Genomic DNA, 22487 nt, shown 5'->3' with positions numbered 1-22487 from the left:
GCCATAAGCGTTCAAGGCCTGCCCTCGGGCATGCCCTGAAAACAAATTCTCCCATTGCAGGGAGATAACGCGTTCGGTCTTGCGTTTCCTCACGGAAGCGCGCGCCCGTGAGGACATAGCTGCCATGACCAAGCAACCCTTCTACAAGAGCCTGTACGTGCAGGTGCTGATCGCCATCGCTATCGGTATCGCGCTCGGCCACTTCTACCCCGACACCGCCAAACTGATGAAGCCGCTGGGCGATGGCTTCGTCAAACTGATCAAGATGGCCATCGCGCCGATCATCTTCTGTACCGTGGTCACCGGCATCGCCGGCATGCAGAACATGAAGGCCGTGGGCAAGACGGGCGGCATGGCGCTGCTGTACTTCGAAATCGTTTCCACCATCGCGCTGCTCATAGGCCTGTTCGTCGTCAACGTCGTACAGCCGGGTGCCGGCATGCACGCCGACGTCGCCAGCCTCACTGCGGAAATGAGCAAGAACGCCACGCTGACGGCCTACGTGGCGTCCGGCGAGAAGCAGAGCACCATCGAGTTCTTCATGAACGTGATCCCGAACACCGTGGTCGGTGCCTTCGCCAACGGCGACATCCTGCAGGTGCTGTTCTTCTCGGTGCTGTTCGGTTACGCGCTGCACCGCCTGGGCGACTACGGCAAGCCGCTGTTCGAGTTCATCGAGCGCATCACCCACGTGATGTTCAACATCATCAACGTGATCATGAAGGTCGCCCCCATCGGTGCCTTCGGCGCCATGGCCTTCACCATCGGCGCCTACGGCCTGGGTTCGCTGGTGCAGCTCGGCCAACTGATGCTGTGCTTCTACATCACCTGCATCCTCTTCGTGCTGATCGTGCTCGGCGGCATCGCCCGTTATCACGGCTTCAGCATCCTGCGCTTCATCTCCTACATCCGTGAGGAACTGCTGATCGTGCTGGGCACTTCGTCCTCCGAGTCGGCGCTGCCGCGCATGATCGCCAAGATGGAGAAGCTGGGCGCCGACAAGAGCGTGGTTGGTCTGGTGATTCCCACCGGCTACTCGTTCAACCTGGACGGCACCTCGATCTACCTGACCATGGCCGCCGTGTTCATTGCCCAGGCTACTGACACGCCGATGGACATCAGCCATCAGATCACCCTGCTGGTGGTGCTGCTGATCGCCTCCAAGGGCGCTGCCGGCGTCACCGGTTCGGGCTTCATCGTACTGGCCGCGACCCTGTCCGCCGTGGGCCACCTGCCGGTTGCTGGCTTGGCGCTGATCCTGGGTATCGACCGCTTCATGTCCGAAGCCCGCGCCCTGACCAACCTGGTGGGCAACGGCGTGGCCACTATTGTGGTCGCCAAGTGGTGCAAGCAGCTCAACGAGAAGACCCTGCACGACGAACTGGCCGCCGGCCCGGGCAACTCGGCGGAAGTGCAGCCTTCCCACTGAGTTCGCTTGTGAAAGATTCGGCCCGGTGAACGTGAAGCATCGGAGCCTTTCCAGCCCGCTCTCTTGAGCGGGCTTTTTTATGGGTGGATGGTTGGGGGCGTTGCAGGAGCGAGCTTGCTCGCGAACGGATTTCCCGGATGCATCGGTGTTGGGTGGTTCGCTACAGGTTCTGGCGTCATGCCGAGGTGTTTTTCCGGTGGGCGCACATTCCGCCGCGATAGATTTCGCGAACAAGGGCTAGGCGCCCCCGTCTCTCCTACGGGGAATGCCGTGCCGTGCGGTTCGCGAGCAAGCTCGCTCCTACGAAGAGCCCATATCTCCGGCTTTGGGTTTTGCTCTGAAGACTTCCAGAGAAATCTCCGCGCGCGCCGGAGCGCCCCTTCAGGAGGCCGAGCGGAATCGTTGTGGAAGGGGTTGAGCGACATGGATGTCGCGAGAGCCGCGATGGGCCAGGGATGGCCCTTCGCGGCGGGCCCCTGGAGCAATGATGCAGGGAGGGAACCCCGGCGAAGCCGGGGCCGGATGATGGGGCAGAGACTTTTGCCTACTTTGCGTCGTTTGGCAAAGTAGGTCGCCCGAGGGGGCGAAACAAAATCTCTCACCCCACGCCGAAGCGGCGCAGAAATGCCTAAACCCAGAAACGGCGGATAACGCTTGAGGCGTTATGCGCCCTACGAAAAGAAAGAGCATCGCGGACGGAGTCCGCTCCTACGGGTGTGAGAGTGCGGGCTTACAAGGATCAGAGAATGATCTTGTCCTTGAGCTTCTCGGCAGCCTGCTGCAACGCCTCGATGACCCGCTCCTTGTCGTAGTTCTGCACGTTGTTGGTGTCCAGGTACATGGAGAACCCCGGCACTTCGTGCTCGATGAAGCTGGGGTTGGAGCCCAGGTCGCGGCGGAAGTCGACCACCTGGTAGATCTGCACCGGCTTGCTGAAGCCCTTCACCGTGATCTGGCCCTTGTCGCGGCACATCAGGATGTCCTTCACCAGCGAGTAGGTCTCGTGGCTGATGAGGATTTCGCCGGCTTCGGCGGCGTTTTCCAGGCGGCTGGCGAGGTTCACTTCGCGGCCGATGATGGTGTAGTCCATGCGCGTGTCGGCGCCGAAGTTACCCACGGTGCAGTAGCCGGTGTTCAGGCCCATGCGCACTTCCAGCGGCTTGGTGATGCCCTGGGCGCGCCACTGCTGGCGCATGACCTTCATGTGCTTGCGCATGGCCACCGCCATGGATACCGCGGCGGCGGCGTCCTTGCGTGCGCCCTGGGTGGAGGGGTCGCCGAAGAACACCATCACGCAGTCGCCGACGAACTTGTCGATGGTGCCGCCGTACTTGAGGGCGATCTTCGACATTTCGTTGAGGTAGTTGTTGAGCATGTCGGTGAGGGCTTCGGCTTCCAGTTCCTCGGACAGCTCGGTGAAGCCCTTGATGTCGGAGAAGAACACGGTGAGCTTCTTGCGCTGGGTTTCCAGGCGCACGCTCTTCTTGCCGCTGAAGATCGACTCCCACACCTGTGGCGACAGGTACTTGGCCAGGTTGCTGGCCAGCCGCGCGGCCTTCTCCTGTTCCCGGGTGATTTCCGCGCGGGCCACGGCCAGGCGCAGGCCCTGCTGGTGAACGAAGAAGGCGGTGATGCAGATGTACAGCGTGGAGAACAGCACGCTGACCAGCGCCACGAGGGTCGGGGTGGCGCCCTTGTAGGCCGGGGTGAGCAGCGCCGCGGTGAATACCGAGGCGCTGAGCATGACCAGCAGGCCAAGGCCCAGGGAACGCAGGCCGCCGATGATCAGCGAGGAGAAGGCCAGCACCAGTACCAGCATGAGGCTCGGCACTTCCGAGAAGCCCATCAGCGCGGTGGCGGAGCCGGCATGCAGGGCATCGATGAACATCAGCACCAGGCGTGTGCGCTGCGGGTGGTCGTGCTTGAAGCGCCGGCTCAGCTGCTGGGCGAGATGCGGGTAGAGCAGGGCATAGGGGACCATCCAGAGGATGTCGTAGCCGAAGTACTGGCTGAAGGTGCCGGCGGTGATGGTCGCTGCCGTCGCGACATAGGCCAGCACGCGGGAATGGTATTCGCGCAGGGGGGCGGCGGTGAGCGGCCCGGCGGGGCGCTCGGTGACGATAGGCTTCATGCGCAGGAAAAGTCCCTGGTTAGTGTCGGCGCAATCCACATTGACGCCTTCCGCGCGATTGCGGTTGTAGGAATCTTATTCCATGCGCTACCTGCTGGGCCAGCGGCGGCGCGCGACGGCGCGTCGCGGGCCTCCGGGCCGTCTAACTCAGGCCATGCTGCCGTCAGGCCGCTGGTAGATCGAGCGGCGCGGCTGGGCGAAGACCCGGCGCAACATCGGCTCGAAGAATTCCAGCGGCAGGGTTTCCGCCTCCGGATCGAAGGCGGCGGCATCGTAGCGGGCGCAGAACTCGATGGTCCGGGCGTACTGCGGGTGATCCTTGAACTGCTCGCGCAGGTGCCGGTCTAGGCCCAGGTGGTGGAAGAAGTAGTAACCCTGGAAGATCGCGTGTTTCTCCACCATCCACAGATTCTCCTCGCTGACGAAGGGCTTGAGGATGGCCGCGGCGATGTCGGCGTGGTTGAACGAGCCTAGGGTGTCGCCGATGTCGTGGAGCAGGGCGCAGACCACGTATTCCTCGTCGCGACCGTCGCGGTGGGCCAGGGTGGCGGTCTGCAGCGAGTGGGTCAGGCGGTCCACCGGGAAGCCGCCGAAGTCGCCGTCGAGCAGGCGCAGGTGGGTGAGGATGCGGTCGGGCAGCAGGGCGGCGTACTGGACGAAGTCCTTGGCGATGATCGCCCAGTCCTCGGCGCTGCCGTCTTCCATGTGGGTGAAGTGGGCGCGTGCGTTCATCGGGCTGTCCTCTTGTGATTGTTGGAGGGGGACCGCTCCAGTCTAGAAGCGCACGGCGTGGGCGGTAGTGTCCGTGCAGCGCCAGCGGGGTGTCCCGCCGGGCGCGAATGGCGCGGCATCAGTCGCGCCGATGGCGGCTGCTCCGGCCTGAAGAGATGCTCAGGGGTTCTCCGGGTCATGCCCCAGCGACTGCAGGAACAGCGAGAACAGCTCCGGCTGCGAGGAGATGTCGAGCTTGTTGTACAGGTGGCGGCGGTGGACCTTGATGGTCTCCGGGGAGATCGCCAGGCGCTCGGCCATGGCCTTGGAGGAGTAACCCCGCAGGATCAGCCGGGCGATTTCCAGCTCGCGCTCGGAGAGCACTCCGGCGCCGAAGTGGCTCAGGGCGTCGCGCACCTGCACCGCCACGCCATCGCTGGCGCCTGGCAGCAGGCGCTGGCTGCGCTGTTGCCAGTGCTGCTGCATTAGCGCCAGTACCCAGGGGCAGAGCATCGCCAGCAGGCCGGTCTGCTGGGCGTCGAACAGCCGGCGCATGCCCAGTGACAGCGACAGTGCGCCCTGGCCGGGCAGCTGCAGGATGAACTGCACCTCGTCTTCCAGCACGTTGTCGTGGAAGTAGCTCAGGAAGTACTCGCTCTGGCGGAACTGGTCGGGGGAGATTTCCTCCAGCCGGTACAACCCGCTGGGCACGCCCTCGCGGCAGGCCTGGTAGAACGGGTCGAGCTGGTACAGGCCGTCGAGGTAGATGGCCATCGCCGCCGGCCCGGCATTGGGCTCGGCGTCGTATTCCTCCAGCGCCACCGGCGTTGCATTGGCGGGGTAGTACATCGCCAGGGCGTTATCGAACGGCAGCCACTGGTGCAGCAGCAGGATCAGTTGCTTCCAGAAACGTGGCTGGCCGATCTGCTCGATGGCGCGGCCGAGGTTGGCGTGCATGCCGACCTCGCGGAACAGGTTGTGCATCCGTTGGCTCCCCGTGGATTCGGCCCACGGTTTCCTCCTTTTACCGGCCCGCCGTCAAGGGGCGTAACCCCAAATGGTGATTGGCCGCCACTCGCGCCATGCCCAGACTGCACACCACCCAGCGCCCCACACAGAGGGCGCGACAAGGTCTTCGTTCCTGCCTCAGCCACCAATAACAACACGAGGAAACAACGATATGAGCGCTTCCCCTGCGCCAGAAAGCGCGCTCAAGCCCAGCCTGGGCGTGCTCGATGTGGTCGCCATCACCGTTTCGGCGGTCACCCCCGCCAGCTCCGTCTTCGTCATCGCGCCCTTTGCCATCCAGCAGGCCGGCAGTGGCGCCTTCATGGCCTTCGTCATCGCCGGCTTCCTGGCCCTGATGTTCGCCTGGTGCTACGCCGAACTCGGCCGCGCCCACAGCTCCGCCGGTGGCGAGTATGTCTATGCCAAGCGCGTGTTCGGCGGCCTAGCCGGTTACGCCACCTTCCTTACCGTGCTGGTCTCGCTGCTGTTCATTCCGCCGGTCCTGGCTACCGGTGCGGCGACCTATCTCAACAGCGCCCTGGGCACGAACTTCGATACCCAGACGGTCGCGCTGGTGATAGTCGCCGCCAGCTACGTGCTGGGTATCCTCAATATCCGGGTGAACGCCTGGATCACCGGCGTCTTCCTGCTCTGCGAAGTGGCGGCGCTGCTGGTGATAGTCGTGCTCGGCTTCGGCCACGTCAGCCAGCCGATGAGCGTGCTGGTACAGCCGCAGCACATCGACGGCGGGGTACTGGCCGCCGCGCCCTGGGCGCTGGTGATCGGCGCTGTGGGCACTGCACTGTTCTCCTACAACGGCTTCGGCGGCGCCGTGCTGCTGGCCGAGGACATGAAGTGCGGCGGGCGCAACGTGCACCGCGCGGTGATCTGGTCGCTGGCGCTGGTGGTGGCGATCGAGATCGTCCCGCTGACCGCTCTGCTGCTGGGCGCGCCCTCGTTGCAGGACATGATCGCCAGCCCCGACCCGGTCGGCTACCTGCTTACCGCCCACGGCAACGAGACGCTGTCGCGGCTGGTCAGCGCCGGTATCTTCCTCTCGGTGTTCAACGCCATCGTCGCCATCGTCATCCAGGTCGGTCGGGTGATCTTCAGCAGCGGCCGCGACGAGCTGTGGACGCCGCTGATGAACCGCGCCTTCACCCGCATCCACCCGCGCTGGGAGTCGCCCTGGATCGCCACACTGTTCCTCGGCATCCCCTCGGCGGCGCTCAGCTTCAGCTCGAACCTGGAGGAGCTGACTTCCTTCACCGTGTTGCTGCTGGTCATGGTCTACCTGGTGGTGGCGCTCTGCGCGCTGTTCAGCCGCGTGCTGCGCCGCGACCGCGAACACCCCTACCGCATGCCGCTGTGGCCGCTGCCGGCGATGCTGGCGGTGATCGGTGCCGGCTACCTGTTGCTCAATCTGCTACTGGACGCCTCCTCGCGGGACGTCATGATTATTGTCGGAATACTGGCCGTGTCGGTGATTCTCTACAGCACCTACGGCAAGTTGAGCCCGGCCTTCCAGAAGTTATAAAACGAAGGAGACAGCATGCGCGCTCGTCAACTCGGCATCACCCTTGGCCTGGGCACGCCCGGCCCGTTCAACGCCATCACCGACGTTCCCGGCATCCGGGTCGGCCACAGCACCCTCATCGAGCAGCGCGACGGCCGTGCCGTGCGCACCGGGGTCACCATCGTCCAGCCGCGCGCTGGCGCAGCGCGGCAGCAGCCCTGTTTCGCCGGCTGCCACGTGCTCAACGGCAACGGCGATGCCACCGGCCTGGAGTGGATTCGCGAGGCGGGATTGCTGACCACGCCGATTGCCATCACCAACACCCACAGCGTCGGCGTGGTGCGCGACGCGCTGATCGCCGCCGAGCACGCCGAGCTGGCGGAGCCGGCCATCTACTGGTGCATGCCGGTGGTAATGGAGACTTTCGACGGCCTGCTCAACGACATCTGGGGCCAGCACGTTGGCGCCGAGCAGGTGCGGGAAGCGCTGGCCGCTGCCGAATCCGGCCCGGTGCGGGAAGGCCCGGTGGGCGGCGGTACGGGGATGATCTGCCATGAGTTCAAGGGTGGCATCGGCACCGCCTCGCGCCGGCTGCCGGCGGAGCAGGGCGGCTGGACGGTGGGCGCGCTGGTGCAGGCCAACCACGGCCAGCGTCGCGAGCTGCGGGTGGATGGCTATCCGGTGGGACGCCTGCTGGGCGAGATTCCGTCGCCTTTCGCGGATCGCGGCGAGCCGGGCATGGGCTCCATCGTGGTGATCCTCGCCACCGATGCGCCGCTGCTGCCGCACCAGTGCCAGCGCCTGGCGCAGCGTGCTTCGGTGGGTATCGCCCGCACGGGGGGCGGTACCGAGGACTCTAGCGGGGATATCTTCCTCGCCTTCGCCACCGGCAACCGCGACTTGCCGCCCGCGGACTACGGACGCAAGGGCCTGCCGTTCTCCACGCCGTTGGAAATGGTCAACAACGATCACATCTCGCCGCTGTTCGCGGCGGCGGCGGAGGCGGTGGAAGAGGCCATCGTCAATGTGCTGCTGGCTGGCAAGGACATGCGCACCGATGACGGCGTGCTGGTGCCGGCGTTGACCGGAGAACGCCTGCTGGCGGCATTGCGCGAGGTGGGCTGGAAGGGGGAGCGCTAACCGGGGGCGCTCGATGGGGGGATGTCCCCTGTAGGAGCGAGCTTGCTCGCGAACGGATTTCCCGGCGGCTCCGAAACTGGGCGGGTTCGCGAGCAAGCTCGCTCCTACGAAAAGCGGCTGGCGACGGCGTACCCCTGCAGGAGCGGGCCATGCCCGCGATCGCGCGCATGGCGCGCTCCTACAAAGGAATGCCGTGCCATGAAAAAAGCCGGAGCTGCCCAGCAGCTCCGGCTTCATCGTTTGTGTAGGAGCGGACTCTGTCCGCGATAGGTCGGCATCGCGCCGGAAACCATCGCGGACGGAGTCCGCTCCTACGCCGTACCTTGGAATCAGTTCGGGGTATAGATCTGATCGAACACGCCACCGTCGGCGAAGTGGGTCTTCTGTACGGTGCGCCAGTCGCCGAAGGTCTTCTCCACCGAGAAGAAGTCCACTTTCGGGAAGCGGTCGGAGAACTTGGCGAGGATTTCCGGGTTGCGCGGACGCAGGTAGTTGTTCGCCGCGATGGTCTGGCCTTCGTCGGACCACAGGTACTTCAGGTAGGCCTCGGCCTCGGCGCGGGTGCCTTTCTTGTCGACGACCTTGTCCACCACGGCCACCGGCGGCTCGGCTTCGGCAGAGACGCTCGGGTAGACCACTTCGAAGCCGCCACGGCCGAACTCGCGGGCGATCATCTCGGCTTCGTTCTCGAAGGTGACCAGTACGTCGCCGATCTGGTTCTGCATGAAGGTGGTGGTCGCTGCGCGGCCACCGGTGTCCAGCACCGGTACGTGCTTGAACAGCTGGCCGACGAATTCCTTGGCCTTGGTTTCATCCGCGCCGTGCTTCTGCGCGTAACCCCAGGCGGAGAGGTAGGTGTAGCGGCCGTTGCCGGAGGTCTTGGGGTTCGGCACCACCACCTGTACGCCATCCTTGAGCAGGTCCGGCCAGTCCTTCAGGCCCTTGGGGTTGCCCTTGCGCACGATGAACACGGTGGCAGAAGTGAAAGGTGCGCTGTTGTTGGGCAGGCGCGCGGCCCAGTCCTTGGGCACCAGGCCGCCGTTGTCGGCCAGGGCATTGATGTCGGTGGCCTGGTTCATGGTGATGACGTCGGCCGGCAGGCCGTCGATTACCGCGCGGGCCTGTTTGCTGGAGCCGCCGTGGGACATCTGAATGACGATGTTCTGGCCTTTCTCGGCCTGCCAGTGCTTCTGGAAGGCAGCGTTGTAGTCCTTGTAGAAGTCACGCATCACGTCGTAGGAGACGTTGAGCAGGGGCTGGGCGGCCTGGGCTGCGGAGGCCAGGGCGAGGCCGGCGGCGAGCAGCGAGGCGCTGAACAGTCGTTTCACAATCCGATCCTTTTGGCAGTGTTGAATCCCGTGGATTATGCCTTCGGGTTATATAGCCTTTAAATACTTAAAGGCTATTTACTTATTCATCCGTGCACGCGGGTAGCTGCGGGATCGAGCTGCGGCAGGAGGAAAGGAAGGGAAAGGGACGGCGGAGCCAGGCCGCCGTCCCGGCCGAGGTCAGGCGCGTTCGCCGGCCTCGGCGCTGTCACCGTCGTCTTCGGCCAGGCAGGCCGCGGCGGTGAACAGCACGTCGGTGGAGGAGTTCAGCGCGGTCTCGGCCGAATCCTGGAGGATGCCGATGATGAAGCCGACCGCCACCACCTGCATCGCCACTTCGCTGGAGATGCCGAACAGGCCGCAGGCCAGCGGGATCAGCAGCAGCGAGCCGCCGGCCACGCCGGAAGCGCCGCAGGCGCAGATCGAGGCGACCACGCTGAGCAGGATGGCAGTGGGCAGGTCCACGGCGATACCCAGGGTATGCACCGCCGCCAGGGTCAGCACGCTGATGGTGATGGCGGCGCCGGCCATGTTGATGGTGGCGCCCAGCGGGATGGACACCGAGTAGGTGTCCTCGTGCAGGCCCAGGCGCTCGCACAGCTGCAGGTTGACCGGGATGTTGGCCGCCGAGCTGCGGGTGAAGAAGGCGGTGATGCCGCTCTCGCGCAGGCAGGTGAAGACCAGCGGGTAGGGGTTGCGGCGAATCTTGCTGAAGACGATCAGCGGGTTCACCACCAGCGCCACGAACAGCATGCAGCCCAGCAATACGGCCAGCAGGTGCAGGTAGCCCAGCAGCGCGTCGAAGCCGGATTCGGCGAGCGTATTGGCCACCAGGCCGAAGATGCCCAGCGGGGCGAAGGCGATCACCACGCGGACGATCAGGGTCACACCGTTGGCGACGTCATCGAGCAGGTCGCGGGTGGTCTGCCGCGCGTGGCGCAGGGCGATGCCAAGGCCGATGGCCCAGGCCAGGATGGCGATGAAATCCGCCTCCAGCAGGGCTTTCACCGGGTTGGTGGTGACACTGAACAGCAGCGAGCGCAGGACTTCGCCGATGCCGCCGGGCGGCGTCAGCTCGCTGGTGGGCGCGTGCAGGACCAGGGTGGACGGGAAGGCGAAGCTGGCCATCACCGCGACCACGGCTGCCGAGAAGGTACCGATCAGGTACAGCAGCAGGATCGGCCGGATGTGCGTGCGCTGGCCCTGCTTGTGGTTGGCGATGGAGGACATCACCAGTACCAGCACGAGTACCGGGGCGACGGCCTTCAGGGCCGAGATGAAGAGTTTGCCGAGCAGGCCGACGGCCAGCGCGCCTTGCGGCCAGAGCAGGGCAAGGGCGATGCCGCAGAGCATGCCGATGAAGATCCGCAGGACCAGGCTGGTGCCCTTGAGTCGCTGCAGGAGGGTGGGAGTTGGAAGCGTCATGACATCGTTCGCTGCGTTAATGAGGGAACGCACCGGCGGACCGGATGCGCGAGGGCGCGGATTATGCCGTCTGATGCCGGGAAATGCGCGGTTACCTGTCGATTGAACGGTCAGGTTCCGCTTCGGCGGGCATCCGGTGGCAGTCTGGACGGGCGCGCGTGGGCCGGCATTGATCCATGCCGGTCGCGACGGAATTAGCGGCAGGGCTCAGCCGAGATCGGCGAAGGCTTCCGGATCGAGATCGATGGCGGCGACCCGCTGCACGGCGCCGCGCATGGTCACCTGGAAGTCGTGCCCGACATGGATGTTCAGCAGGCCACCGGCCAGGTGCAGGTCGATGCGCTCTTCGCACATCCCCAGCCGGCGTGCCACGGCGGCGGCCGCGCAACTGCTGGTGCCGGAGGAGAGGGTGTAGCCGGCGCCGCGCTCCCAGATTTCCACGCGCAGGGCATTGCAGCCCAGCCACTCCACGAACTGCACGTTGGTGCGCCGCGGGAACAGCGGGTGGCGCTCCAGCAGCGGGCCGAGCCGGCAGGCCAGTTCGCGGCTGGTCCGCTCGACGAACACCACGCAATGCGGGTTGCCCATGGAGACGGCATTGATCTTCAACGATTCGCCATCGATTTCCAGCGGGTAGCCCAGGGCCTCCGGCGCGTCGATGAGCACCGGGATGGCCGCGCAGGCGAACTCGGCGCGGCCCATGGCGACCTCGACGCTGTGGCCTTCGTCGAACACCTGGCTGGTGACGGTGCCGCCGGCGGTGACGATGTCGAACGGCTGCCCGGCGACCAGCCCGCTGTCCCACAGGTAGCGGGAGAAGATGCGCAGGCCGTTGCCGCTCTTCTCCGCCTCGGAACCGTCCGGGTTGAGGATGCGCAGGCCGAAGGCGCTGTCCGTGTGCTGCGCCAGGAGGATGCCGTCGGAGCCGATGCCGTAGTGACGGTCACAGACGCAGCCGATCTGCGCCGGCGTCAGCGCGAACGGCTCGGGGCCGGCATGGACCAGATAGTCGTTACCCAGGGCCTGGTATTTCACGAAGTGCATGCTGCGATCCGTCGCTGATGAAGGTACCGACTGACTATAGACGCGGTCAGGCCTTTTCCGCGTGCAGGTTGCGCAGCAGCACCGACAGCAGGCGCTGGCCCAGGATCACTAGCCAGCAGGCGAAGATGAAGGGCGCGGTGAAGGCCGGCAGGCCGACCAGCGCGAAGCAGGGTTGCAGCAGCACGGCGAGCAGGATGCCACAGAGCGGCGCCAGCGCAGTGCGGTAGCGCAGCGACAGGGCGATGCCGGCCAGCGCGCCGTTCAGGCCGAGCAGGCCGGCCTGTGCCGAGGCGGCCGGCAGACTGAACAACGGGGCGATGGCCAGCGCGCCGGCGGCTCCGGCCAGGGCCCAGAAGGCGGCGCGGCGGTCGGCCAGCAGCAGGCCGAGGGCGATGGTCAGGCCGGCCAGCGGCTCGCCGAGGAAGATCACTTCGCCGAAGCCAAGTGCCGTCGAGTCCAGCGACGGATTGGCGACGCCACAGGAGAGGCAGACCAGATCGCTCGCTGGTGCGAAGCCGAGCGCCTTGCCAAGCGCCACGCAGACCCAGCCCAGCAGCACGAAAGCCGCGGTGTAGGCCGGCAGGCCGAAGCGCCGGCGCGACTGGCGCAGCAGCACGGCCTGCACCGCGACGCTGGTGAGGATGGCCGCAACGGTCAGCATGACCAGCCCCAGCGACCACTGGAACTGGAAGGGCAGCAGCAGGCCGATGAGGATCGGGTTGTAGTCGTGCAGGCCGGCGTCGATGTCCGCCTGCGGCTCGCGCACGAAGCGTGCGGTGAGTGGGCCGAGCAGGGCGCCTAGGAGGGCGCCGGGCAGCAGTTGCGGCGCGGACCAGACGATGGTCAGCAGCAGGATCAGGCCGAAGCGGGCATCGGCCTGCAGGTAGATCTGGCCGAAGCCGATCAGCCGGTTGGAGAGGAACTTTGTCAGGGGCATTTGCGGTCTGGGCAGTTGAAAGTGGCTCCGCAGCGCCTCGTTGGGTGTGGGGCGTCGAGGCCCCATCGGCGGGCGCTGCGTGAGAACCTGTGACGCCGCCATACGGAGCCGCGCCACGGGGTTGGAAAAAGAAAAGAGGCTGTCGGCGGGATCACCGCCAACAACCTCGAAATTCCATGGCCAGCATGGGAGTTGCTCGTGAGGGGCCATGGACCGACAAGCATTCGGTCAAGGTCAAACCCGGACGGACGGGGACGCGGCCCCGTATTCCCGGCCCCGTCCGTCCGGGAGTGACTCGGTGCGGAGGCACGCGCGCGGGCGTGGCTCCTGAACTCGATTGCCTTCTCCCCGGCCCGCTCCCTTCAGGGCAAGGGCGGGGAGAGGGACTTGGTCTTAGCCTTCCAGCGCCGGCGCCACCGTCTCGATGCGCAGCATGTTGGTGCTGCCCGGCTGGCCGAAGGGCACGCCAGCGGTGATCACCACGGTGTCGCCACGGCGCGCCATGCGCTGGGCCAGGGCGATGTCCAGGGCGGTGGAGCAGATCTCGTCGACATGGGCGAGCTGCGCATTGACCACCGAATGGACGCCCCAGGCCACGGTCAGGCGGCGGGCGGATTTCAGTTGCGGCGTCAGGCTCAGGATCGGTGCCTTGGGACGCTCGCGGGAAGCCCGCAGGGTCGAAGCGCCGGACTCGGTGTAGTTCACCAGCACCGCCACCGGCAGGATGCGGCTGATCCGGCGGATCGCGCAGCTGATGGCATCGGAGACGGTGGCGTCCGGTTCCGGGCGGTTGAGTTCGAGCTGGCCCTGGTAGTCCGGCTCGGCCTCCACCTGGCGGATGATCTTCGCCATCATTTCCACCGCTTCACGCGGGTACTGGCCCGAAGCGCTCTCGGCACTGAGCATCACGCAGTCGGCGCCTTCGCTCACGGCGTTGGCCACGTCGGTCACCTCGGCGCGGGTCGGCGCCGGGGAGAAACGCATGGATTCGAGCATCTGGGTCGCCACCACCACCGGGCGGCCGAGCTGACGGCAGACCTGGATGATGCGCTTCTGGATGCCCGGCACGCTCTCGGCCGGCATTTCCACGCCCAGGTCGCCACGGGCGACCATGATGGCGTCGGCCAGGCGGGCGATGGCTTCGATGGACTGCACCGCCGAAGGCTTCTCGATCTTGGCCATGAGGAAGGCCTTGTCGCCGATCAGCGCGCGGGCTTCCTCGATGTCTTCCGGACGCTGCACGAAGGACAGCGCGACCCAGTCCACGCCCAGTTCCAGACCGAAGTCCAGGTCACGGCGGTCCTTGGCGGTCAGCGGGCTGAGCTTGAGCACGGCTTCGGGCACGTTGACGCCCTTGCGGTCGGACAGCTCGCCGCTGTTCATCACGCGGGTCTCGATGGCGTCGGCGTGGGCGTTGACCACCTGCAGGCGGATCTTGCCGTCGTCCAGCAGCAGGCTCATGCCCGGCTCCAGCGCCTGGATGATTTCCGGGTGGGGCAGGTTGACGCGTTTTTCGTCGCCCGGCACGTCGCTGAGGTCCAGGGTGAAGCTCTGGCCCTTCTCAAGCTGCACCGCGCCGTTGGCGAAGCGGCCGACGCGCAGTTTCGGGCCTTGCAGGTCCATGAGGATGCCGATGGGGTAGTCCAGCTCGGCTTCCACTTCACGGACCCAGGCAAAGCGCTGGGCGTGGTCGCTGTATTCGCCGTGGCTGAAGTTCAGGCGGAACAGGTTGGCGCCTGCCTCGACCAGCGCACGGATGTCGTCACGGCTTTTGATTGCCGGGCCCAGGGTGGCGAGAATTTTTACTTTCTTGTCGGGGGTCATTTTTCGCTCTCAAGGACCAGGATGGCGCGGAAATCGTTGACGTTGGTACGGGTCGGCTTGGTGATCACCAGGTCGCCCAGTTCGGCGAAGAAGCCGTAGCCGTTGTTGTTATCGAGCTCGTGCAGCGGGTTTAGGCCGGCCTTGAGGGCGCGGTTGTAGCTGCACGGCGTCATCAGGGCACCGGCGTTGTTTTCCATACCGTCGATGCCGTCGGTGTCCCCCGCCAGGGCCCAGATGTTCGGTTCACCCTTGAGGTCGGCGGTGAGGCTGAGGAGAAACTCGGCGTTGCGTCCGCCACGGCCGGTGCCGCGTACGGTGACGGTGGTCTCGCCACCGGAGAGGATCAGGCAGGGTGCCTTGAGCGGCTGGCCGTGCTTGCGGACCTGCCGGGCGATACCGGCGTGGACCTTGGCCACCTCGCGGGATTCGCCTTCCAGGTCACCCAGGATCAGCGTCGGGATGCCGGCGGCTTCCGCCTTGGCAGCGACCGCGTCGAGGGCGTGCTGGGGGGTGGCGATCAGTTTGAAGTGGCTACGCGACAGGCACTCGTCACCGGGTTTGACGGTTTCCGAGCGCGGGTCTTCCAGCCAGGCGCGAACGTTCGTCGGGACTTCGATGCCGTAGCGCTTGAGGATGGCCAGGGCGTCGGCGGAGGTGGTCGGGTCGCCCACGGTGGGGCCGGAGGCAATGACCGTGGCCTCGTCGCCGGGCACGTCGGAAATCGCGTAGGTGTACACGCTGGCCGGCCAGCAGGCGCGGGCCAGGCGGCCGCCCTTGATGGCGGAGAGGTGCTTGCGCACGCAGTTCATTTCGCTGATGGCGGCGCCGGATTTGAGCAGTGCCTTGTTCACGCTGCGCTTGTCGTCGAGGCTGATGCCTTCGGCCGGCAGGGCGAGCAGGGCGGAGCCGCCACCGGAGAGCAGGAAGATCACCCGGTCGTTCTCGGTCAGCCCGCTGATCAGCTCCAGCACGCGGCGCGCGACGCGCTCGCCGGCGTCGTCCGGCACCGGGTGCGAGGCTTCCACCACTTCGATGCTGCGGCAGTCGGCGCCGTAGCCGTAGGGCGCCACGACCAGGCCCTGGACCTGGCCGTTCCAGTGCTTCTCGGCGACTTCAGCCATGGCACCGGCGGCCTTGCCGGCGCCGATGACGATGGTGCGGCCGCCCTTGTCGGTGGGCAGGTGCTGCGCCAGTACCTGGGCCGGGTGCGCGGCGGCAATGGCGGTGTCGAACAACTCGCGCAGGAAGGTGCGTGGGTCCAGGCTCATGACAGGCTCCGGTGATTCTTGTTGTGGTGTTCCATGGCTCAGGCTTCTGTCTCAAGAAGACTCAGCGATGGAATCGAACGCCCCGGCCGGCGAGGCCGTGATTCCCTACGGCCGGGTGTTCGAGTCGCTTTGCAGCGTGACGGGCGAGGTCACTCCCATAACTTCGCACGTCACTTTGCTCTGTCTGGCGGATAACGCCGTTGGCGTTATGCGCCCTACGCCTTGCTCTTCGTAGGATGGGTGGAGCTTGCGATACCCATCACCAGGCGGTGCAGGGATCGATGGGTATCGCTGCGCTCCACGCCATCCTACGAAGGGGCTTCTCAGTCCTTGCGGATCGAGAAGTTGGCCATGTGCTCCAGGCCCTTGATCAGGCCGGAGTGGTCCCAGTTGCTGCCGCCGATGGCCGCGCAGGTGCTGAACACTTGCTGGGCGTTGGCGGTGTTGGGCAGGTTCAGGCCCAGTTCGCGAGCGCCGGCCAGGGCCAGGTTCAGGTCCTTCTGGTGCAGGCTGATGCGGAAGCCCGGATCGAAGGTGCCCTTGACCATGCGATCGCCGTGCACTTCGAGGATGCGCGAGGAGGCGAAGCCGCCCATCAGCGCTTCACGTACCTTGGCCGGGTCGGCGCCGTTCTTGGCGGCGAACAGCAGGGCTTCGGCGACGGCCTGGATGTTCAGGGCGACGATGATCTGGTTGGCGACCTTGGCGGTCTGGCCGTCGCCATTGCCGCCGACGCGGGTGATGTTCTTGCCCATGGCCTGGAACAGCGGCAGGGCGCGTTCGAAGGTGTTCGGGCAGCCGCCGACCATGATGCTCAGAGTCGCGGCCTTGGCACCGACTTCACCGCCGGAAACCGGGGCGTCCAGGTACTGCGCGCCGGTGGCCTTGATCTTCTCGGCGAAGGTCTTGGTGGCGGTGGGGGAGATCGAGCTCATGTCGATCACGACCTTGTTCGGGCCCACGCCTTCGGCGATGCCGTCCTTGCGGAACAGTACGTCCTCGACCTGCGGGGTGTCCGGCACCATGACGATGATGAACTCGGCTTCCTGGGCAACTTCCTTGGGAGTGGCCAGGGCGATGGCGCCGGCTTCTACCAGGGCAGCCGGGGCTGCGTCGTGGTGGGTGGAGACGAAGAGCTGGTGGCCGGCTTTCTGCAGGTTCTGCGCCATGGGCAGGCCCATGATACCGGTGCCGATGAATCCGATTTTGGCCATGAGGTGTTCTCCTGGTTTTCTTGTTGGTTTATCGGGCCCCGCGCTGGCGGGAACCCGGCAAAAAGCATCAGATGACGTTGTGGCTCTTCAGCCAGCCCAGACCGGCTTCGGTGGTGGTCTTGGGCTTGTATTCGCAACCGATCCAGCCGCGGTAGCCGATGCGGTCCAGGTGCTCGAACAGGAAGCGGTAGTTGATCTCGCCGGTACCCGGTTCGTTGCGGCCGGGGTTGTCGGCCAGCTGGATGTGGTTGATGGCCGGGAGGTTCTTCTCCATGGTCCGGGCCAGGTCACCTTCCATGATCTGCATGTGGTAGATGTCGTACTGCAGGAACAGGTTGGCGCTGCCGACCTTCTCGCGAAGTTCCAGGGCCTGCTGGGTGTTCTTCAGGTAGAAGCCGGGAATGTCGATCGTGTTGATCATTTCCATGACCAGCTTGATGCCCGCGGCTTCGAGCTTGTCCGCCGCGTACTCCAGGTTGTTCAGGAAGGTGTTCTCGATGGTGGCGCAGTCGTAGCCCTGCGGACGGATGCCGGCCAGGCAGTTGACCTGCTTGTTGCCCAGTACCTTGGCGTAGGCGATGGCCTTGTCCACGCCGGCGCGGAATTCCTCGACGCGATCCGGATGGCAGGCGATGCCGCGCTCGCCCTTGGCCCAGTCGCCGGCGGGCAGGTTGAACAGCACTTGTTCCAGCTTGTTGGCGTCCAGGCGGGCCTTGATCACCTCGGCCTCGACGTCATAGGGGAAGAGGTACTCGACACCGCTGAAGCCGGCCTTGGCGGCGGCATCGAAACGGTCGAGGAAGTCCACTTCGGTGAACAGCATGGACAGGTTGGCGCAGAAACGGGGCATTGTGTGACTCCTTGATGGCGTGTTGCTCGAACAGCCCCCTCTCGGTGAGGAGAGGGTCAGGGGAGAGGCCTTGCGGCGCCTCTCCCGCAGATGGATCAATCCAACAGAGAGATGGCGGTCGGGGCGTCGGCACCCTTGAGCGCCAGTTCCTCGAACTCGTTCACCGCATTGATCTCGGTACCCATGGAGATGTTGGTGACACGCTCCAGGATGACCTCGACCACGACCGGTACGCGGTGCTTCTGCATCAGCTCGCGAGCCTGGACGAAGGCGGCGCCGATCTGCTCCGGGTCGAAGACGCGGATGGCCTTGCAGCCCAGGCCTTCGACCACGGCAACGTGGTCAACGCCGTAGCCGTTGAGTTCCGGTGCGTTGACGTTGTCGAACGCCAGCTGCACGCAGTAGTCGATCTCGAAGCCGCGCTGCGCCTGACGGATCAGACCCAGGTAGGAGTTGTTCACCAGCACGTGGATGTACGGCAGGTTGAACTGCGCACCGGCCGCCAGTTCTTCGATCATGAACTGGAAGTCGTAGTCGCCCGACAGCGCGACGACCTGACGGCTCGGGTCGGCCTTGACCACGCCCAGGGCAGCGGGAATGGTCCAGCCCAGCGGGCCGGCCTGGCCGCAGTTGATCCAGTGGCGCGGCTTGTACACGTGCAGGAACTGGGCGCCGGCGATCTGCGACAGACCGATGGTGCTGACGTAGCAGGTGTCCTTGCCGAAGAACTCGTTCATCTCTTCGTAGACGCGCTGCGGCTTGACCGGCACGTTGTCGAAGTGGGTCTTGCGCTGCATGGTGCGCTTGCGCTCGCGGCAGGATTCCACCCAGGCGCTGCGGTCCTTGAGCTTGCCGGCGGCTTTCCACTCGCGGGCTACTTCCAGGAACACTTCCAGGGCGGAACCGGCGTCGGAAACGATGCCCAGGTCCGGGGTGAAGACGCGGCCGATCTGGGTCGGTTCGATGTCCACGTGGACGAACTTGCGGCCCGCGGTATAGACGTCGACCGAACCGGTGTGGCGGTTGGCCCAGCGGTTGCCGATACCGAACACCATGTCCGATTCCAGGACGGTGGCGTTGCCGTAGCGGTGCGAGGTCTGCAGACCGCACATGCCGGCCATCAGCGGGTGGTCGTCGGGGATGGTGCCCCAGCCCATCAGGGTCGGGACCACCGGTACGCCGGTCAGCTCGGCGAACTCGACCAGCTTGTCGGAGGCGTCGGCGTTGATGATGCCGCCGCCGGCGCAGATCAGCGGACGCTCGGCGTCGTTGAGCAGGGCCAGGGCTTTCTCGGCCTGGGCGCGGGAGGCTTTCGGCTTCTGTACCGGCAGCGGCTCGTAGGCGTCGATGTCGAATTCGATTTCGGCCATCTGCACGTCGAACGGCAGGTCGATCAGCACGGGGCCCGGACGGCCGCTGCGCATTTCAAAGAAGGCCTTCTGGAAGGCGTAGGGCACCTGGCCCGGCTCCAGAACGGTGGTAGCCCACTTGGTCACCGGCTTGACGATGCTGGTGATGTCCACGGCCTGGAAGTCTTCCTTGTGCATGCGCGCACGGGGAGCCTGGCCGGTGATGCAGAGGATCGGGATGGAGTCGGCGGAGGCCGAGTACAGGCCGGTGACCATGTCGGTGCCGGCAGGGCCGGAGGTGCCGATGCACACGCCGATGTTGCCGGCGGTGGTGCGGGTGTAACCCTCGGCCATGTGCGACGCGCCTTCTACGTGGCGAGCCAGGACGTGATCGATGCCGCCGAGTTTCTTCATGGCCGCATACATGGGGTTGATGGCAGCGCCCGGCACGCCGAAGGCGGTATCGACACCTTCGCGACGCATTACCAGTACGGCAGCCTCGATTGCTCTCATTCTGGCCATATTTTGTTCCTCGGTTCTTATACTGATTGTGTACAAAAGTTGAGGCGATTCTATGCAGGCTTCGGTGATAAGGTCAAGGCAGGTTGTATACGCGGTACTGGGCGGTCATTTTTTGTAAAATCCAATACAGATCAGTGGTTTGGGCTTAAAGCTGATCCATTGGTCAAACTGTCGTTTGAAAAAATGTATACAAAAATAGGTGCTCATTGTCCTTTTGTGTTGCTTTGGCTGGGGCGTTCGGCTACTAGATTGCGTACAGATTTCTGATGCGGATGTGTGCAGGCGAATCGCCAGTGCTGTCCGTGCCCCTGACTTACCCAACCTTGAAGAGGAAAACCTCATGAGCACCATCAGTCTGGAAACCGCGCTGGACATCACCCGCCAGGCCTTGGCCGTCAGTCGCGAGCTGTCCACCGCGCCGCTGACCATCGCCGTACTGGATGCTGGCGGGCACCTGGTGACCCTGCAGCGCGAAGACGGCGCGAGCATGCTTCGCCCGCAGATCGCCATCGGCAAGGCGTGGGGCGCGGTGGCGCTGGGCAAGTCGTCGCGCTTGCTGGCGGCGGACGCACAGCAGCGCCCGTCCTTCATCGCGGCGGTGAACACTCTGGCGCAGGGCAATGTGGTGCCCGCACCGGGCGGCGTGCTGATCCGCAACTCGGCCAATGAAGTGATCGGCGCCATCGGTATCAGCGGCGACGCCTCGGACATCGACGAGCAGTGCGCGATCCGTGGCGTGCAGGCGCTGGGCCTGGTGGCCGACGCGGGCTGATCGAAAAGAGGGAAGGGCGCGCAAGTCATTGCGCGCCTGGTTTTACCTGTAGGAGCGGGCCATGCCCGCGATCGCGCGCATGGCGCGCTCCTGCAATTGAGCTTTCAGCTCAGATCGACAACGGCCGCAGACGTCCCTGGGGCTTGGGCTCGGCGCCATTGTCCGGCGCGGTGCCGCGCAGCACCAGGCGGGTGATGGTGTCGGTGGCGGCCTCGAAGTCGGCCTCGCTGAGGCTGGTCTTGCCGGTGACCATGGAGATCTGCCAGTCGAAATCGGCGTAGGTCTGGGTTGCCGCCCAGATGGTGAACAGCAGGTGATGCGGGTCCACCGGGGCCAGCAGGCCACGGTCGATCCAGCTCTGCAGGCAGGCGATGTTGCGCTGGGCCTGGGCGTTCAGTTCGTCCAGGTACTCCTTGGGCAGGTGCGGTGCGCCGTGCATCAGTTCGCTGGCGAACACCTTGGAGGCGTGCGGCAGTTCCTGGGAAATTCGCACCTTGGAGCGGATATAGGCCTTGAGCGCCTCGCCGGGCTCGTCGTCCTCGCGGAACGGCGCGGAGGCTTGCAGCAGGGGCTCGACGACACTTTCCAGAACGCAGCGGTAGAGATTTTCCTTGGTCTGGAAGTAGTAGTAGACGTTGGGCTTGGGCAGGCCGGCGCGAGCGGCGATGTCGCTGGTCTTGGTCGCCGCGAATCCCTTTTCGGCAAATTCCTCACTGGCTGCGCGCAGGATGAGGCGCCGGTTACGCTCGCGAATGCTGGTCATGATGCTGGTCTTCTTGTGCTGCTGTTGTTGCCCAACGTAGCCGGGCATGGTAGCACTCGCCTCACAGCCCCCTCAAGGCAACGGCTTGCAGGCGATTTCCTGACTTGTGGGTCGAATTCGTGTATACATCGGCCAGCAACTCATGTATTCCTAGCGGACTTTCGTCTGGCCAGCCTGCCAACCGGAACCCTGACTGCCCATGCCTGACTCCCAACTGGTCGACCCCTTCGGTCGACGCATCACCTACCTGCGCCTGTCGGTCACCGATCGTTGCGACTTCCGTTGCACCTATTGCATGAGTGAAGACATGCAGTTCCTGCCGCGCGACCAGGTCCTGAGTCTGGAAGAGCTGGAGGCAGTGGCGGACGCCTTCATCGGCCTGGGCGTGCGCCGTATCCGCATCACCGGCGGCGAACCGCTGGTGCGCAAGGGGCTGGCCGGCCTGCTGGCGAAGCTGGGCGCGCGTCCGGAACTGGACGACCTGGCCATCACCACCAACGGCTCGCAACTGCGCGAGCGTGCCGCCGAGTTGCGTGCCGCGGGCGTGCGCCGCCTGAATGTCAGCCTCGACTCCCTGCGCCGCGAACGCTTCGCCGCCTTCACCCGCGCGGACAAGCTGGAGCAGGTGCTCGACGGCATCGATGCCGCGCGCGAGGCGGGTTTCGAGCGGATCAAGCTGAACACCGTGGTACAGAAGGGGCGCAATGACGATGAAGTCTGCGACCTGGTCGAGTTCGCCCTGAGCAAGGGCATCGACATCAGCTTCATCGAGGAGATGCCCCTGGGCAGCGTCAGCAGCCACGAACGCAAGCTCACCCTGTGCAGCAGCGACGAGGTGCGCGCGCACCTGGCCGAGCGCTGGCAGCTGCTGCCGACGCCCGAGCGCAGTGGCGGGCCTTCGCGCTATTACCGCATCGATGGCTACGACAGCCGCATCGGCTTCATCTCCCCTCACAGCAACAACTTCTGTGGCGACTGCAACCGCGTGCGGGTGACCGCCGAAGGCAAGCTGGTGCTGTGCCTGGGCCATGAAGGCGCGCTGGACCTGCGCCGCCTGTTGCGCGAGCACCCCGGCGATGTGGCGCGCCTGCGCGCTGCGCTGATGGAGGCGCTGCGCCTGAAGCCCGAGCGCCACCACTTCGAAGCCGACCAGCAGGTGCAGGTGCTGCGGTTCATGAGCATGACTGGCGGCTGAGTCCGCCACGGCGGGCTGCCCGGCCCGCCCGACAGAACAACAACAATGTCACCAGGAGGGT

At 65.4% G+C, this 22487-nt stretch carries 18 protein-coding genes; 5 read left to right on the top strand and 13 right to left on the bottom strand.

Annotated features, from left to right (window positions below; all coding sequences use genetic code 11):
* The first annotated feature begins 124 nt into the window (after positions 1 to 124).
* Positions 125 to 1429 (top strand): dicarboxylate/amino acid:cation symporter, encoded by a 1305-nt coding sequence (locus ACQ5BL_RS07510; protein WP_243808449.1) that lies wholly within the window; start codon positions 125 to 127, stop codon positions 1427 to 1429.
* Positions 1430 to 2168: 739 nt separating this feature from the next.
* Here ACQ5BL_RS07510 and ACQ5BL_RS07505 read toward each other — a convergent pair.
* The 3 genes from ACQ5BL_RS07505 to ACQ5BL_RS07495 form a co-directional block, all read right to left on the bottom strand.
* Positions 2169 to 3560, bottom strand: coding sequence for an adenylate/guanylate cyclase domain-containing protein (locus ACQ5BL_RS07505; RefSeq protein ID WP_243808450.1), 1392 nt, complete (start codon positions 3558 to 3560; stop codon positions 2169 to 2171).
* Between the two features lie 147 nt (positions 3561 to 3707).
* Positions 3708 to 4292 carry an HD domain-containing protein gene (locus tag ACQ5BL_RS07500; RefSeq protein WP_243808451.1) on the bottom strand — a complete coding sequence of 195 codons (585 nt, stop codon included), beginning with the start codon at positions 4290 to 4292 and terminating at the stop codon, positions 3708 to 3710.
* A gap of 159 nt (positions 4293 to 4451) precedes the next feature.
* Entirely contained in the window at positions 4452 to 5255 is an 804-nt protein-coding gene (locus ACQ5BL_RS07495) for a helix-turn-helix transcriptional regulator (RefSeq protein ID WP_243808452.1), read from the bottom strand.
* Between the two features lie 196 nt (positions 5256 to 5451).
* On the opposite strand from ACQ5BL_RS07495, the gene ACQ5BL_RS07490 reads away from it, so the two are divergent.
* Positions 5452 to 6816: an APC family permease gene (locus tag ACQ5BL_RS07490; RefSeq protein ID WP_243808453.1), complete on the top strand. Its 1365-nt coding sequence runs from the start codon at positions 5452 to 5454 to the stop codon at positions 6814 to 6816.
* A 15-nt stretch (positions 6817 to 6831) separates the two neighbouring features.
* Complete coding sequence (locus tag ACQ5BL_RS07485; protein WP_243808454.1) at positions 6832 to 7935, top strand: P1 family peptidase; 1104 nt, start codon at positions 6832 to 6834, stop codon at positions 7933 to 7935.
* Positions 7936 to 8264: 329 nt separating this feature from the next.
* On the opposite strand, the gene ACQ5BL_RS07480 is transcribed toward ACQ5BL_RS07485, so the two are convergent.
* The 9 genes from ACQ5BL_RS07480 to gcl form a co-directional block, all read right to left on the bottom strand.
* On the bottom strand, positions 8265 to 9263 hold the full coding sequence (locus tag ACQ5BL_RS07480) for a sulfate ABC transporter substrate-binding protein (RefSeq protein WP_243808455.1): 999 nt from the start codon (positions 9261 to 9263) through the stop codon (positions 8265 to 8267).
* A gap of 180 nt (positions 9264 to 9443) precedes the next feature.
* On the bottom strand, positions 9444 to 10688 hold the full coding sequence (gene sstT / locus ACQ5BL_RS07475; protein ID WP_243808456.1) for a serine/threonine transporter SstT: 1245 nt from the start codon (positions 10686 to 10688) through the stop codon (positions 9444 to 9446).
* Positions 10689 to 10895: 207 nt separating this feature from the next.
* A complete protein-coding gene (gene dapF, locus ACQ5BL_RS07470) occupies positions 10896 to 11732 on the bottom strand; it encodes a diaminopimelate epimerase (protein WP_243808457.1) in 837 nt (278 codons plus the stop codon).
* A gap of 46 nt (positions 11733 to 11778) precedes the next feature.
* Entirely contained in the window at positions 11779 to 12669 is an 891-nt protein-coding gene (locus tag ACQ5BL_RS07465) for an urea transporter (RefSeq protein ID WP_243808458.1), read from the bottom strand.
* 393 nt (positions 12670 to 13062) lie between these two features.
* Positions 13063 to 14493, bottom strand: a complete 1431-nt coding sequence (pyk, locus tag ACQ5BL_RS07460) for a pyruvate kinase (RefSeq protein ID WP_243808459.1) — start codon at positions 14491 to 14493, stop codon at positions 13063 to 13065.
* The gene (locus ACQ5BL_RS07455; RefSeq protein WP_243808460.1) at positions 14490 to 15761 is read right to left on the bottom strand and encodes a glycerate kinase type-2 family protein; all 1272 of its coding nucleotides are present in this window, start codon (positions 15759 to 15761) and stop codon (positions 14490 to 14492) included. Before ACQ5BL_RS07455 ends, pyk begins: the two co-directional genes overlap by 4 nt.
* A 323-nt stretch (positions 15762 to 16084) precedes the next feature.
* Positions 16085 to 16975 carry a 2-hydroxy-3-oxopropionate reductase gene (locus tag ACQ5BL_RS07450; protein WP_243808461.1) on the bottom strand — a complete coding sequence of 297 codons (891 nt, stop codon included), beginning with the start codon at positions 16973 to 16975 and terminating at the stop codon, positions 16085 to 16087.
* A gap of 67 nt (positions 16976 to 17042) precedes the next feature.
* Positions 17043 to 17825 carry a hydroxypyruvate isomerase gene (hyi, locus tag ACQ5BL_RS07445; RefSeq protein WP_243808462.1) on the bottom strand — a complete coding sequence of 261 codons (783 nt, stop codon included), beginning with the start codon at positions 17823 to 17825 and terminating at the stop codon, positions 17043 to 17045.
* Positions 17826 to 17920: 95 nt separating this feature from the next.
* Complete coding sequence (gcl, locus tag ACQ5BL_RS07440; RefSeq protein ID WP_243808463.1) at positions 17921 to 19696, bottom strand: glyoxylate carboligase; 1776 nt, start codon at positions 19694 to 19696, stop codon at positions 17921 to 17923.
* A gap of 340 nt (positions 19697 to 20036) precedes the next feature.
* Here gcl and ACQ5BL_RS07435 point away from each other — a divergent pair, with 340 nt between their 5' ends.
* Complete coding sequence (locus tag ACQ5BL_RS07435; protein WP_243808464.1) at positions 20037 to 20468, top strand: GlcG/HbpS family heme-binding protein; 432 nt, start codon at positions 20037 to 20039, stop codon at positions 20466 to 20468.
* A 109-nt stretch (positions 20469 to 20577) separates the two neighbouring features.
* Here ACQ5BL_RS07435 and ACQ5BL_RS07430 read toward each other — a convergent pair whose 3' ends face one another.
* Entirely contained in the window at positions 20578 to 21231 is a 654-nt protein-coding gene (locus ACQ5BL_RS07430) for a TetR/AcrR family transcriptional regulator (RefSeq protein WP_207887009.1), read from the bottom strand.
* A gap of 199 nt (positions 21232 to 21430) precedes the next feature.
* Between ACQ5BL_RS07430 and moaA the strand changes: the two genes are divergently transcribed.
* Positions 21431 to 22426 (top strand): GTP 3',8-cyclase MoaA, encoded by a 996-nt coding sequence (gene moaA, locus ACQ5BL_RS07425; RefSeq protein WP_243808465.1) that lies wholly within the window; start codon positions 21431 to 21433, stop codon positions 22424 to 22426.
* Positions 22427 to 22487 lie beyond the last annotated feature (61 nt).

Origin of the sequence: Pseudomonas sp. B1-22, from assembly GCF_050474425.1 — a bacterium.
GTDB lineage: Bacteria > Pseudomonadota > Gammaproteobacteria > Pseudomonadales > Pseudomonadaceae > Pseudomonas.
This window is presented reverse-complemented; position numbering and strand designations above follow the sequence as displayed.